12 protein-coding genes are annotated in these 14,448 nt (G+C 62.8%); 6 read left to right on the forward strand and 6 right to left on the reverse strand.

What is annotated here, in order from left to right; genetic code table 11:
* Positions 1-12: 12 nt before the first annotated feature.
* Entirely contained in the window at positions 13-717 is a 705-nt protein-coding gene (locus PX52LOC_RS27780) for a glycosyltransferase family protein (RefSeq protein WP_168219245.1), read from the forward strand.
* A gap of 403 nt (positions 718-1,120) precedes the next feature.
* Positions 1,121-3,073, forward strand: coding sequence for a S8 family serine peptidase (locus PX52LOC_RS27785; RefSeq protein WP_149113140.1), 1,953 nt, complete (start codon positions 1,121-1,123; stop codon positions 3,071-3,073).
* Positions 3,074-3,119: 46 nt separating this feature from the next.
* Here PX52LOC_RS27785 and PX52LOC_RS27790 read toward each other — a convergent pair whose 3' ends face one another.
* The 6 genes from PX52LOC_RS27790 to tnpC form a co-directional block, all read right to left on the reverse strand.
* Entirely contained in the window at positions 3,120-3,725 is a 606-nt protein-coding gene (locus PX52LOC_RS27790) for a hypothetical protein (RefSeq protein WP_149113141.1), read from the reverse strand.
* Positions 3,726-3,926: 201 nt separating this feature from the next.
* Positions 3,927-4,439 (reverse strand): hypothetical protein, encoded by a 513-nt coding sequence (locus tag PX52LOC_RS27795; protein ID WP_149113142.1) that lies wholly within the window; start codon positions 4,437-4,439, stop codon positions 3,927-3,929.
* 303 nt (positions 4,440-4,742) lie between these two features.
* A complete protein-coding gene (locus PX52LOC_RS27800; protein WP_149113143.1) occupies positions 4,743-5,714 on the reverse strand; it encodes an AEC family transporter in 972 nt (323 codons plus the stop codon).
* 171 nt (positions 5,715-5,885) lie between these two features.
* On the reverse strand, positions 5,886-6,425 hold the full coding sequence (locus PX52LOC_RS27805) for a TIGR03067 domain-containing protein (protein ID WP_149113144.1): 540 nt from the start codon (positions 6,423-6,425) through the stop codon (positions 5,886-5,888).
* A gap of 501 nt (positions 6,426-6,926) precedes the next feature.
* Positions 6,927-7,535, reverse strand: coding sequence for a DUF6891 domain-containing protein (locus PX52LOC_RS27810; protein WP_149110580.1), 609 nt, complete (start codon positions 7,533-7,535; stop codon positions 6,927-6,929).
* A 128-nt stretch (positions 7,536-7,663) separates the two neighbouring features.
* The gene (tnpC, locus tag PX52LOC_RS27815) at positions 7,664-9,040 is read right to left on the reverse strand and encodes an IS66 family transposase (protein WP_149110579.1); all 1,377 of its coding nucleotides are present in this window, start codon (positions 9,038-9,040) and stop codon (positions 7,664-7,666) included.
* A gap of 699 nt (positions 9,041-9,739) precedes the next feature.
* Here tnpC and PX52LOC_RS27820 point away from each other — a divergent pair.
* From PX52LOC_RS27820 to PX52LOC_RS27835, 4 genes are all read left to right on the forward strand, one after another.
* A complete protein-coding gene (locus PX52LOC_RS27820; RefSeq protein WP_149113145.1) occupies positions 9,740-10,603 on the forward strand; it encodes an MBL fold metallo-hydrolase in 864 nt (287 codons plus the stop codon).
* Between the two features lie 95 nt (positions 10,604-10,698).
* On the forward strand, positions 10,699-11,709 hold the full coding sequence (locus tag PX52LOC_RS27825; protein ID WP_149113146.1) for an amidohydrolase family protein: 1,011 nt from the start codon (positions 10,699-10,701) through the stop codon (positions 11,707-11,709).
* 190 nt (positions 11,710-11,899) lie between these two features.
* On the forward strand, positions 11,900-13,252 hold the full coding sequence (locus PX52LOC_RS27830; RefSeq protein ID WP_246173485.1) for a PQQ-binding-like beta-propeller repeat protein: 1,353 nt from the start codon (positions 11,900-11,902) through the stop codon (positions 13,250-13,252).
* A gap of 310 nt (positions 13,253-13,562) precedes the next feature.
* Positions 13,563-14,435: an alpha/beta fold hydrolase gene (locus tag PX52LOC_RS27835; protein ID WP_149113147.1), complete on the forward strand. Its 873-nt coding sequence runs from the start codon at positions 13,563-13,565 to the stop codon at positions 14,433-14,435.
* Positions 14,436-14,448: the final 13 nt, after the last annotated feature.

Below are 14,448 nucleotides of genomic sequence, written 5' to 3' on the forward strand. Positions count from 1 at the left end.
CCGCGAGGTCGCGTGAAGAAAGTCATCGTCGTCACCTTGTTCAAGCGCCCGACCTACACGTCGCGGGTGCTGGACTGGCTCGGGCAGTGCCACGGGGTCGAGGAGTACTCGATCCTGTTGCACATCGAACCCGGATGCCACCCGGTTCTTGACCTCGCGCAAGAATTCCCGCACCCGGGCAAGGTCGTTGTCGAGAACAGGGCTCTTCTCGGGTGTACCCGCAACATCTACGAGAGTTTGGATCACGGATTCAGGCACGCGGACTTTGTCATCCACTTTGAGGACGATGTCGCGCCGGCCCGTGATTGTTTGCGATACTTCGAATGGGCCCGGAACCGCTTCGAGGGGGAGAAAGACGTTTTCACAGTGTCGGCCTATCAAAAATCGCAGGTCGGGCCGGACCGCTACTACTCCGCGCGGCGGGTCCGGTGGTTCAACTCTTGGGGCTGGGGCACCTGGCACGACCGCTGGCTCGAACTGCGGGAGAACTGGCCGTTTGGCGCGTCGTATTCCTGGGACATCGGGGCCAACCGGCTCCGCGGAGACCGGTGTCAGATCCAGCCGGACCTCGCAAGGTCGCAGAACATCGGGGCCGAGGACGGTGCCCACTGTCCCAGCCCGGAATGGCACCGCGACAACCACTGGAATGAGTTCGGAGCTTGGTCCGTGCCGCTCGACCCGATCGCCAAATTCACCCTGGCGAGCGAGGAAGAATAATCCGTTCACCGTATTTGTCCCGCCCGTCTCGCCGGGACTGTCGCATCCCTGATGCTGAGGAGTTTCGTCAGCATCAAATACGGCGTAGTTCCTCCAAGCCTGTCCCGGCATGCAGGTCATCACGATCAAGATCTGGAACGGCAGCCCCAAACACGATATCGGTCCCATGTTGCGCGCGTTCCTCCCGACCCTCATCAGACGTTTCAAAAGAACCTGGGATACACCGTCATCGGCTCCACGTCATCGATACCGGCAGTACGGAACTCGGTACTCCGTCCTTGATCAAGGCACCTTGGTCGGTAAACTCGTCAAGACCAATCAGCGTCTGGGGCCGGCAAGTCGGTTCTGAATCGAGACCCGATTGAGGTGATTTGCCCGCGTTACTCGAAGAGGAGACGCACCAATGAGCGCCCGGCATTACCTCATCTTGATTCTGGTGTTTCTGTCCATCAATGTTCCCATCCGGGGGCAGGAACCCGACTTCGAGTTCGAAAAACGCCTATCGCTCGCTACCGAAGCTCGTCAGGCCGAGTTCGCGAAACTTCTTAAAACTGCCCCTCTCAACGTCCGGATTCTGGACCAACGTCCTCTCCAGCTTCCGGACGTGAAGGACACTTTTACCCTATATAAAATATCGGATACTAAGACAAAAACATTAATACGTATTGTCGCTGACGACGGCGGCAAGATTGTGCCGTATGAGGAGTTCGCCGCACAAAATCGCGAGGAGCATTTCAAGAAGCACGGTTGTATGCAACTCGCCCTGTCACGTCTCGTGCAGCGCGCCGCGAAAGATACATCCATTCCCGTACTCGTCCAAATGGACGTACCAGGTATCTCCCCCGACCTGGGCCGGAGGGAGGACGACAAGCCCGTAGCCGACCGCAAAACCATCGAGACGAAAAAGACGACCCAGGAAGAAGAAACTCTGAAGCTGCTGACCCAGTTGTTGCGCAGACTGGATGCCGCGCTGCCCGAAGGCCGGTTCCAGTCCGGGCCGTTTGTCGCCACCCGGTTGCCGGCGGGTGTGATTGACCGGCTCTCGCGGCAGAAAGGGGTACTGTTCGTTGGTATGGATCAGGAAAAGCCGGTGTTCGATTATCCGAGCGTTGCTCAGTCTCTCCCCACAACGAGGACCCAACTGGTTCATGCCCTAGGGGCCAAGGGACAGGGAGTGAAAATCGCGGTGCTAGAGCCGAGAATGTTGACCATCGACAGTTCCTGTTTTCGGATCTCCGCTATCCAGGATCCTCTGGCCATCCCCTTTGGGCACACCACTCTAAGCGTGGGTATGATCGGCAACAGGTACAAGGACGGCCGCTACGACGGCCCCTGGCAGGGGTATGCTCCGGACGCCGAGGTGGTGTTGGCGAACGATGGCAGTTACCAGAAGGCCTACGAATGGGCACGGTCGAATGGGTTGAACGTCCTTACCATGAGCTGGCACTTCCCCTCCGAGGAAACGAACGGAGATCTCCACTCTCGCGATGTTTACTTCGATTACTGGGCCGTCCGGGATCCGTTCCCCAGCATCTTTACCTCAGCCGGAAACGAGGCCGCTGCTAGTGCTTTTGCATCCGGAAAGGGTTATCACTTCTTCGGTGTGGGCGACGTTCGGAACGACGGAGACGGCAACCGGGCGAACGATACGATCACGAGTTCCAGCAGTTGGCGGAACCCGACGAGCGGGCGGGAGGTTCCTGCGATCGCAGCCCCGGGAACCGCCCACGAACTACTCGGCGGGATTCACACCGGTACGAGCGCCGCGACCCCCGCGGCAGCGGCTATTGCGGCGGTGCTGATGTGCGACAGACCGCAATTGAAGGTGTGGCCCGAGGGCGTTCGTGCGATCCTGCTGGCGACGGCCAACTACCAAGGCAGCGATGGGGCAGACTGGTCCCCCCTCTCGGACGGGAAAGATGGCACGGGGCTGATTAACGCACAGTACGCCCATCGGACCGCGAAGCGCCGCGAGAAGGGGACTCAACTCCAGTACCGTGCCCACGACTACGGCGAAATCACCGCAGCGCAGTTCCAAGACGGGTTCTTCAAAAAAACTTGGAAGGCTCACCACAACATCGTCGGCTCTCGCATGCGGATCGCTTTCACTTGGAACAAAGGGGAAAATTGTTCTCCCGCGGGGGAACTGGACTCCGATCTGGACCTCATGGTATTCGACCCGGATATGAACGAAGTCGCGTCCTCCATGAGTTCGGTCAACAATTACGAGTTCGTGGAGTTCATGCCAACGAGGGTAGGGAGTTACACCATCAAGATTTGCGGCACGGCAGTTCCGGCCAATTTCAAGAGCTATTTCGGAGTGGCCTGGACGGCCCATTCGAACATCGATCCGTAAACCCCGTGACGGTTAGCCGAGCGGTCCCGGTCCAATTACCCCGCCTTCACTTGGCCGCCGTGAACGACTTGAGTTGGCGGGACGCCGTGACCTTGTCCTTGTCCTTCCTCACGACTTTGACTTCGCCCACGCCCGCCGCATACCACCGCGTGCAGACGGTGACCGGGTCCGCCGAGAAGGTCTGCACCACCGGGATCGCCCGGACCTTCCCGATCGGAACCTCGACGGCCTCTTCCTTCCCCACCTCGCAGGTAGCGGTTCCGTCCCCCCGCAGCACTTTGAACGTCCACGACTCGCCCGCCTTCGCCGGCAACTTTAGCACGGGCTCTGGCTCCTCGAAATCGGTCCCGCCACCGTTCAGGCGCGTGACGCCCGCCGGGCTGACGAGGTACTCGACCGCCTGGGTCACCCGGTGGGAGGCCGGGAACCACTCGACCCGCACCCGGTATCCGCTGTCCGTCTCCTGGACCTTCGTGACCTCGTAGGACTGCTCGCTCTTCGCACCGTTCGCGTCCGTCCTTTCTTCCAGCCACTTCGTGCCGACGTTCGTGGGGAAGTATAGTTCCGCCTTTTTGTCGGCCCCCTTCGGTGGTGGGGCAGCAATCACGGCCATCGGAACAGCCGCGAGCAAGACAAGTAGTGAGCGGTACATGGCGAGCCTCGCGAGGGTGGTATCAGCCCCCTTGACGCTACCCGCCGGCCAGGGCGAGGGCAAGGACGATGTTCGGTCACGCCGCCAGTGGAAGTGCGGCGGGCGGTGGAAAAGATCTGCCGACGGTGCGGCTCAGGCGGTCGCCACCGGACAGGAGATTCACTCGCCCCCACGATCAACGTCGGAACGGGCGGCCATCGTTTAATCCGATGGCTCGACCCACTCGGTGTGAACCGCGATCTGCCGCCTTGCCGCTGCATCCTGGAGCGTCTCGAAGAGTTGTTCTCGGCGGCGGCAGTTGATCGGGGAGACCACGATTTCACCGGCCGCGGTGACGACCGTCACCTTGTACGGTGACGCCGTCCCCTTCACTCGGGTGACGACGACTTCCCGAACCTCAGACCACGCCGCTTCGTCAACCGACCAGGCGCGGACTTGTACCACGCCTCCCGGGCACACGCTCAGTCGCCACTTCCGGAGTCGGAAAATCCAATACGCGAAGCCCGTCCCCGCCAGGCCGAGACCCACGATCAGGAACCGAGAGGTCGGCTGAACACCTTCTGCGGTCAGGGTCGCCGCGAAGCACACTGCCGCGAGGGTGAGGCCGACCATCATCCCGGCCGCCGTTTGTCCCGGCCCGGACGTGAACACCGCCTCGGGCTCGCCGAAGCGAGAGTTGGATACGTCCGCGAGTCGGCGGTCAGAGTCACTCATCGGGGCACGTTGTCATTCCCAGGGGCGGATTCCATCGCGTTCCTGTCCGGCGGCTGTTGCAGGATAAACGCTCGGACGAACGGGGTCAACTTCCGCTCCTCGGTCAACGTGAGACCCGCCCAGGAATATGAACCTTCCGTAATCGTGCCGAACGCGGGAGGCCTATCGAGACGGTCAGGGGGGACCAGCGTTACGTCACCACCACCGTCACCATCATCGAAGTGGAAGTTCTGGAAGTATAAAGCTGCGTTGTGACATCTCTGTCGCCGTAAGCCGGGCGTGTATCGACCGCTCGGAGGCGTGTCACGGGAACAGGTCATGTGGCACGGTGCCCGAACTCGTCGTGAGGTAGAGAATCGCAGTCAGCGTCAGTATCGAGGCGACCGTTCCGATGAGCACGCACGCCGACGCCCGCTCCACCCCCACGTTGTACTGCGTCGAGATGACGAAGATATTCAGGGCCGGTGGCAGCGCGGCCATCACGATCGCCGCATAGGTCCAGTCCCGTCCGAAGTCGCCAACGGCCGACAGCACGACCCACACCAGCAACGGGTGCAGGACCAGTTTGATGAACACGAGGGCGGGCACCTCGCCCGGAACCCGGCCCAACGGCCGCAGGGCGACGGTCACGCCGAGCAGGAACAAGGCACACGGTGCCGCCGCGCCGGACAGCCAGGTGACCATCTGGTTCGCCGCCGCCGGGAGCTGAACGTGGAGGACGCTCGCGGCAACGCCGATCGCGGTGGCCACGTTGAACGGGTGCGTCACGACCCGCCACACGATCCGGCGGACGGTGACCGCCATGCTCGCCTTTTCTCGCCCGGCGAACGCCATGAGCAGCGGAACGAGGGAAAACAGCAACAGGTTGTCGAACACGAAGATCAGGACCACCGGGGCGCTCGCCGCCGCCCCGATGGCCGACAGGACGAGCGGCGGCCCCATGTACCCGATGTTCGAGTACGACCCGGCCACGCCCTGCATCACCGCCTGCGGCAATTCCCGCGTGTACCGCCATCCGACCGCTAGCGACAGGCAGAACACCGTGAAAGTCGTGAACGTCGTCGCCCCGATGAACGGCCAGTTCGTCAGTTGATCGAGCGGCTTGTCCGCGATCAGACGGAAGAACAGACACGGCAAAGACACGTAGATGATGAAGAACTGCATCCACGCAAGCCCGCCCTCGGGCTGCTTCACGACCTTGCCGCAGAAGAATCCGAGGCCGATCAGACCGAAGAACGGGGCGAGCAGGTTGAGCAGACCGAGCAACTCGGCCATCGGGATCTCCGGAGCGTGCCGGTGAAACCGGGTCGTCATTTTTTACGTAGGCCCAAGACGCGAGGCCATGAGCTTCCCGTACCTTCGCCTGTCGCAATCGCGAACGAATCCTGTAATTGGAAGGAATGCCTATCGCCGGACTATTAGAATCGACTCAAGCGCCGATCTGATTCACTTGGAAGCAGTACCTTCCTTCCTCACCACCCTCCGGAGGTTGGTGATGACGACCGGCGTCCCCTTCTTCGTCAAGAACTCTTCCGGTCGGGACACGCTCTTCCCGTCACCGTTCATGCACATCTTCAACGTGTCGCCGTCAAGGGCGTAGATACCCCGGAAGGTCACCTTACCCTCATTGTCGTAGATCGTGATGTGTTTCGGGTTTTGTGTCTCGTCCAACTCGAACCGCAGGTTGCTGTACCCGACGGTCCCCGTCCTGTCTGCGTTGAAGAACATCTCTCCCGAAAATACGGGCCTTGCCAGGAAGCCCAACAGCGACCAGTCGCCCCGCTTGATGACCTTGCCGGCCATCTCGACGGACGTCATTTGCCAGTTGCCCTGAAGCCTGCTCGTGTCGGAATCGGGCGGCACTTCGACAGCGACTTTCTCGGCGGCCGGTGGCTGATCCCCCGTCGGGGGTCGCCCGGCCGTCGTGCAGCCGACGCAGGCCCCTGCTACGAGCAACGATGCGACCTTGATCGTGGATGGCATCATGGCGATCCTGCCGAGAGTTCCTGGGCGTTTAGTCGTACCGATGTACCGAGAAGGGCGGAAGTCAGCAATGCCAGCCGCGATTTGCTGCGAGCCGAACCGCTGATTGCCGATTGCCCCGATCTGGGCTTCACCTGCTTTGGTCCACGGAAGAGGCAAACGTTGACATGCGGGCGTCACGCCGAATTCGCGAACGGTTCGGAACCCGGCAGGGCCGTTTCAGATCGCTTGGCCAGGGCCAGTGAAACCACCGCGCAGACCTCTCCAGTGAGGGCGAGCACAGGTCCGAATACCAAGACTTCGATGATATCTCCTCGTAGGGCTGTGACGTAGGCGGCCAGCAGAAGGCCACTCGCTGCACCCCACGCCGCAAAACGCGAACGCGACACGCGGTCAATACGCTGACGCCCCTCAATGACCGTGAGAAACAAGGAAAAGATGATGCCCGTTACGATGCCGTACTTGTTTAGCGGGTCAACTCGTTGGGTCTCGTTCGCCGATCGGTTACTCGGATAGCCGTCTCTGCCATTTGATGCCCTTTACTAGCAGGCGTGTCTTGATGGCCTCGTCCCAAACCACGGTGAAGCCGGCCGTCTCCAAGGCTCGCTTGATCCGTCGGCCTATTTCGATGCCTTTCTCGTCGTCGCCGCGGATATCGCCATAGGTAAGATGAAGATCACCGTTCTCCATGACCCGCTCCAGATCCTGACCGTGGTAGAAGCAGTAGCCGCCGATGCCCGACTGCTCACCACCAGCCTCGTGGTAGAACTGAGTCACATCGTCTAGGCCGTTGTCCTGGGTATAGCCCGCGTTCTGCAACGCCAGAATGCCTTGCTGCTCCAACAACTCAAAGACTTGATCCAAGCGGTCACAGTCAGTGATGGCTGGCCAGGCCAGCTCGTCCGCACGCTTCTTGCGGAACTCCTCTTCGATGCGAGCTCGGAGCCAGCCGTGATCAAGCTCACCCGGGCTGAGCACAGCCTCGTCGATCATCTCGACGATCCCGTCGGCATCGTAAAAACCCGACCACACGAATTGGCGGACGGATTCAACCGCGACTGCTTCCTTATCCATTCCGGCTCCGCTTCGCTCCTGGTTCTTCTTGGCCGCCACGCACGTACCAACGGCTCTCCCGTTGGTCACCTGTTGGCGACTAATGGACACGACTTCCTTCTCTCCCGCTCACGCATTCTTTCTCCGGCAATCGCATCTGGCCTTCCTCCGTTTCCGGTGCTCGTTCATCACCCGAACAGCGGCGGGCGTGTCAGGAGCCGGTTGCCGAACCAGCGTAACGTCTGGCTGATGTGGTCCACGACCGAGAGCGTCTGGCGGCGGCACGTCTCGAACACGGACATCAGTACGCCCTGCGCCTGCGCACCTGCCGCCGTCCGGTTCCCACCCCAGACCTTACGATTCACTACCGCCGGGCGGATCGCCTGCTCGGCCTTCCAGTTCGTCGGCTCGATCCGCGGGTCGAACACGAACGCGAACCACTGCTCGAAGTGGTTCCGCAGGTGCCGCGCCAGAGTAGCGTACTCCGGCACCGCCCGCGGTCGGCGCACCAGATCCAGCAGGCGGTCGTCGAACGACACCCGATGCGCGTCGAGTTGGTTGTCGGTCCACGTCCCCGGCACGTACCCGTTCCGCCAGTGGATCGCCTCGGTGAACAGCGCGATCACCTGCCGCGGGAAGCGAACGGCCCCGCGGGTGGCGGTCGCCAGCAGGTCGCGGGCGCGGCGGAGCACGTGGGCCACACATTGCTGATGGATCGCCCCCTCGAACCGCTCGTAGGAGGCGAACCCGTCGTGGCTCAAGACACCCGACCAGTCCGCTCCGATCACCCGCTCCAGGGCGTCGGCACTGCGCTTCGAGTCGATGCCGTACGCGGTGGCACGGTCACCGACCCAGGCGTGGAGCCAGGCCGGGTGCCCTCCGACCCGCCACCCCGTCTCGTCCGCCGCGATCTGCTCGGACGACCGCACGTCGTCGAGGATCAGCGTGTAGTCCGGTTCGAGCCGGGCCGCGGCCCGCAGGTCGATCCGGGCGCTGGCCCCGCGGGTCAGGGTGATGCCGAACAGGGTCCGGAAGGCCGACGCGACCTTCCCGTGCGACAGGCCCATCTGGGTGTGCAGGACCGCGGCCGCGGCCTGGGCGTCGGGGCCGACCTGGCTGGCGGCCGCACCCAGGGCGTCGGATGTCTGGAGCGGGTGCCGGCCCTGGGTGCGCTTGCCGCACCCCTCGCAGTGTCCGACGTGGACGCGGAACTTGCGGATCAGCGGCGTGCGGGGGATCTCGGTCTGATACTGGTCGGCGGTGCCGGTCTCGACGAGGCGGCCCCGACAGTGGGGGCAGGCGTCGGGCAGGTGCGCCTCGTGGCACTCGGCGACCTGCTCGGGCGGGGGCGGCGGACGGTGGCCGTGAGTGCCGTGGGCGTCGCCCGACTTGCGGCCGGGCGGCTTTGGGTCGGGCTTCGGCGGCCCCTTGCGGAACGGGGCGGCCTGTCGCTTGCCGGCGCGGACGGCCTCCTCCAGCTTCCGGGTCAACTCGGCGACCTGGGCTTCGAGTTCGGCGACACGCTTGAGGAGATCCCGACAGCGGGGACACGCAGGCTCGTCCATGCCGCGATACTACCAGATCAGCCCGCGTTCGACTGCCCTGGGGCCGGATGGGGCGCTAAACAAGTACACGATGCCGAACGGCGCGAGCAAGAGCGGAAACGGGAGATCCGAGTTGAAACCGGGCACTCGTGCCACCAGACCGCCCGCAGCACCCCAAACTGCTCCCCATGCGAGACTCATTCCAATAACCCCTTGGATGCGGCGGCCAGCGCTCTTCATGACTCTCTCCTGACTGCCCCTTCGGAAGTGCCTTCCTCAAGCGAATGCTCGAATGAAAAACACTTTGCACAACAAAGTATCCAACAGATACGCCGGGGTCAAGAGCACCTCATCACGGATCGGAATCGCGGAACCAGAGGTTGAGGGCCCCATTGCCGTCGATGGGAGGACATAGACTTCCTCGATCGGGAAATGGAGTACCGGCCGAGCTAGCCCCACCCGCTGAGTCGTCGCCGTCGATCACCAGAGGGATGAGGAAGAGTGATCGGGTACGACGACCGGCTCGGGTAAGCACCGAACCACGCCGCACTCGGTGCCGCCCGCCAGCCGGTGCTGGAGCCGCTCCGGAGGGCGGCCGAACACCTCGATTTGTGCCCGGAGTGCGCCGAGAATTCCGTGCGCCACTTGAGGCGTTGAAAGAAGACGGGGCGTGTTAAGGTATTACCGCTCAAGCCAGCAACATTGGGAAGGAGACGCGCCGTGGCAAATCCCAAGAAGCGCGTACCGGAGAATGCCCCCGGCGACTTCTTCGTGGACTCGACCTGCATTAACTGCGACACCTGCCGCCAGATCGCCCCGCAGGTCTTTTGTGAAGCCGAAAGCACTTCTTTCGTGAAGGCTCAACCCAGTGCAGCCGACCGGAGAGTTGCGCTGCGAGCGCTGTTGTCTTGCCCGACGGGTTCCATTGGCGACTTGGGTGACGACGACGTGAAAGCCGTGATGCTGGACTTCCCGCTCGCCGTCGAGGAGCCGGTCTATTACTGCGGGTACAACTCGCCGAAGTCTTACGGCGGCAACAGCTACTTCGTCCGGCACCCGGATGGCAACTGGCTAATTGACTCGCCGAAGTTTATCGCCCCGCTCGTGAAGCGGCTGGAAGAGTTGGGCGGTGTCGCCCACGTTTTCCTGACGCACCGCGACGATGTAGCCGATGCCGACCGGTTTGCCGACCACTTCCACGCCCGCCGCATCATCCACCGCAAAGAGTTGACGTCGCAGCCGAACGCGGAGGTCGTGCTGGACGGCGACGGGCCGTGGGAACTGGCACCCGGCTTCCTCGCGATCTCGACGCCCGGTCACACACAAGGGCACTGCGTCCTGCTGTTTCGGGATCGCTTCCTGTTCGCGGGCGACCACCTGGATTGGGATCGCGATGAGCGGCACCTTGCGGCAATGGAACGGTACTGCTGGCACTCGTGGCCGGAGCAAGTCGAATCGGTGAGTCGGTTAGCTGACTACCGGTTCGAGTGGGTCTTACCCGGCCACAGCCAGACGGTTCACCTCCCGGAAGCCGAGATGCGAGACCAGATCCGGCGGCTGACCAAGAAAATGCGGGCATCGTGAAACCGCGAGTGAAGCAAGGCCCGATGTTGCGACCATCTCCGCAGTCTACATCCCACGGACTTCGTCGAATTTCTCGACCGACCAAGTGAACTACGATGATCGACAATCCACTCCCCGATTACAACGCGACCGGGCAGGACTTCAACAGTCGCGAACACCTCGTGTATTCCGGCCCTCCCATCATTGACATTCACGCGCACGTCACCATGACCCGTCCGGAGGAGAAGGCCGAAGGGGTCTCGAACGCGGCCGAACGAATGCTCGCGACCGCGGCCGAATTCGGGATCGGTCGGACGTACAGCATGTGCCCTCCGCAAGACATCGCGGCCCTCCGCGCGCGACTCGGGGCGGCCATTGCGTTCAACGGTATGATTTCAAAAAAGCCGGACGAACCCGACGACGCCGCGTACCGCACGCTGGATCAGTTCATCCAAGTTGGGATCGAAATCGTCAAGCTCTGGGCGGCTCCGCGGGGTCGGGATCATGGCCTGTTGCTCGACGCGCCGTGGCGGATCGAGTCGCTGAATCGTGCCCGCTCGGCCGGCATCCGTGTCGTCATGGTTCATGTCGGTGATCCCGATGCTTGGTGGAATCACACCTATCAGGACGTGACGAAATTCGGCACGAAGGCCGATCAGTACCTGCCGCTCCGAAAAATGATCGAGATGTTCCCGGACCTGACGTGGATCGGCGCGCACATGGGCGGCGATCCGGAACACCCCGATCATCTCGAACGGTTGTTGGAGGAGTTCCCACAACTTCACTTCGACACCAGCGCGACGAAGTGGCAGGTGCGCGAGGTTTCGCGCCACCGCGACGCCGTTCGGTCGCTCGTGTGCCGCCATCCGGATCGGTTCCTGTTCGGGTCCGATCTGGTCACCGGGCACATGCACGCCCGCGACCACTACGTCAGCCGGTACTGGTGCCAGCGGACCTTATGGGAAAGCGCCTGGACGAGGCCAAGCCCCATCCACGATCCGGACTACGTTCCGGGGGAAGGCGAACAGCCCGGTCCCACGCTGCGCGGGGTGGATCTGCCGAGTGACGTGCTGAACAAGGTCTATTCGGAGAATGCGAGGCGCATCCTGGGGTTGCCTCGCTCGTAGATGTGGTGCACCACATCTACGAGCGCACCACAATCGTCCGACCTTCTCGACAGACCCGGCCGATCGCCAGTCTCCCCTCGGCAATCGACATGTCGAGGACGGTTTGTGGTTCTTGATACGTTTTGTAAGGTTTCGGTCGGGACTCGGTACCCACATCACGCCCGTCGCTTACCGTTTCCCGGAGAAGTTCATGTTTCGTCTCCCGTTGATGGCATTCCTTGGAGTGGCCGCCGTGACGCCGCTCGCGAAGGGCGACGACTGGCCGCAGTGGATGGGACCGAACCGGGATGGCGTGTGGGCCGAAACCGGGGTCGTAGAACAGTTGCCCGCGGGCGGGCCGAAGGAACTCTGGCGAGTGCCGATCGCGGCCGGGTACGCCGGACCCGCCGTGGCCGACGGCAAGGTGTACGTGACCGACCGGGTGCTCGCGACGGGTGCCAAGAACCCGGACGACCCGTTCGACGCCAAGGCGAAAATCGGCAGCACGGAGCGCGTCCAGTGCCTTGACGCCAAGACCGGCCGGCAGGTATGGAAGCACGAGTACGACTGCCCTTACCAGATCAGCTACCCGTCCGGCCCCCGGTGCACGCCCACGGTTCACGCGGGCAAGGTGTATTCGCTCGGCGCGATGGGTGACCTGTACTGCCTCGACGCCGGCACCGGCCAGGTGGTTTGGTCCAAGAACTTCCCGAAGGACTACGCCGCGAAGCCGCCCATGTGGGGGTTCAGCGGCCACCCGCTGGTGTACAAGAACCTGCTCATTTGCCTGGTCGGCGGAGAAGGAAGCGTGGCCGTCGCGTTCGACAAGGAGACTGGCAAGGAGGTTTGGAAGGCTCTGAGCGCGAAGGAGCCCGGGTACGGCCCGCCGACCCTCATCGAGGCCGGCGGCAAGCCGCAGGTACTGATCTGGCACGCGGAGTCGATCAACGGCCTCAACCCGGAGACCGGCGAGAAGTACTGGAGCGTCCCGCTCGCCCCGTCTTACGGCATGTCGATCATGGCCCCGCGGAAGGCCGGCGACCTGCTGTACGTCGGCGGCAACGGCGCGAGCGCGGTGCTGAAACTGGACGCCGAGAAGCCGGGCGCGACGGTCGTATGGCAGGGAGCGATGGCCGACAAGCCGCCGAAAGCGAAGGGGCTGTACCCGATCAACATGACGCCGTTCGTTGACGGCGGCACGATCTACGGGGTGGACCAACCGGGCATGTTCCGGGCCGTCGAACTCGGCACGGGCAAGCGACTGTGGTTCACGCACAAGCCGGTGATCGGCAAGGAGCAGGACGAAGACTTCAAGGGCTCCGGGTCAGGAACGGCGTTCGTGGTGAAGAACGGCGACCGCTACTTCCTGTTCGCCGAGACGGGCGAACTGATCATCGCCAAGTTATCGCGCGAAGGGTACGAAGAATTGAGTCGGGCGAAGCTGCTGGACCCGAGCGGCGGGGCGTTCGGACGGAAGGTGGTATGGACGCACCCAGCGTTCGCGGACAAGTGCGTGTTCGTCCGCAATGATAAAGAGATTGCGTGCTTCTCACTCGCGAAGTGAAGGCTGCACTGCTCAAACGGCGTCTGTTGCAGAACTCTCACTCGTACAACTGGATCCAGGCGGCGGCTTCGCACTGGCGCACGCCAGTCACGAAAAAACCGTCTCCTCGATCCAGTCGAAGATGCGATACTGGGTGTGCCCCCGTCAGGTAATACTCACCCTCGGTGAGACATTGCACACCTTGGAAGACGGCGGCCCACGAATGATTGATTCGGTCCGTTCTACGCCGTTGCCCGTCCTGCTCTCTCGATACAACACAACGAGAACATGACGGTCACAGAGCCGTTCGGTCGATCAGAAGGATTTCCGCATGCGTTTTGCCATCATCGCGTTTCTCGCCGCCGCCTTTGCCGTCCCGACCCGGGCCGAGGAGAAGTCCTTCGACTCGAACGGGGTGAAGATCGCCTATCTCGACGAGGGCGCGGGGGAGGCGGTGGTGCTACTCCACGGGTTCGGCACGTCGGCCGCCGAGATGTGGACCAAGATGCCGTTCGCCACGACGCAGTTCGTGACGGCACTCAAGGGCTACCGCGTACTCGCCCCCGACCACCGCGGCCACGGCAAGAGCGACAAGCCGCACGACCCCAAGCAGTACGGCAAGGCGATGGCCGAGGATGTGGTCCGGCTACTCGATCACGCGAAAGTGAAAAAGGCGCACGTCGTCGGGTATTCGATGGGGGCCATGATCGCCGGGCGGTTATTGGTAGATCACCCGGATCGGCTGCTCAGCGTGACATTCGGCGGTGGTGGGCCGGTGCTTCAGCCGCCCAAAGACGCCGGGCCGATCAAAGACATGATCGAATCCCTGGAAGCGGGTAAGGGCATCGGCCCACTCGTGCTCGCCCTCACGCCTGAGGGGGACGAGAAGCCCACGGCGGAGCAGATCGAGCAGTTCAGCAAATTGCTCCTCAGGGGCAAGGACCCGACGGCCCTCGCCGCCGCCCTCCGCGGATTCGCCGAGCTCGAGGTCACCGATGCGGAGCTAAAGGCGGTGAAGGTGCCGGTCCAGTTCATCCACGGCAGCCGGGAGGTGAAACTCCTGGCGGAAGGGATCGCGGCCGTCAGAAAGCTGCTACCCAAGGCCGAGATCGTCGTGATCAACAAGGGCACGCACGCGGACACGTTTCTGACTGCGGAATTTCGCAAGGCAGTCGTAGGGTTCCTGAAGGCCCACAAGGAATAAGAGTGACACCCGC

Origin of the sequence: Limnoglobus roseus (assembly GCF_008254045.1) — a bacterium.
Lineage (GTDB): Bacteria > Planctomycetota > Planctomycetia > Gemmatales > Gemmataceae > Limnoglobus > Limnoglobus roseus.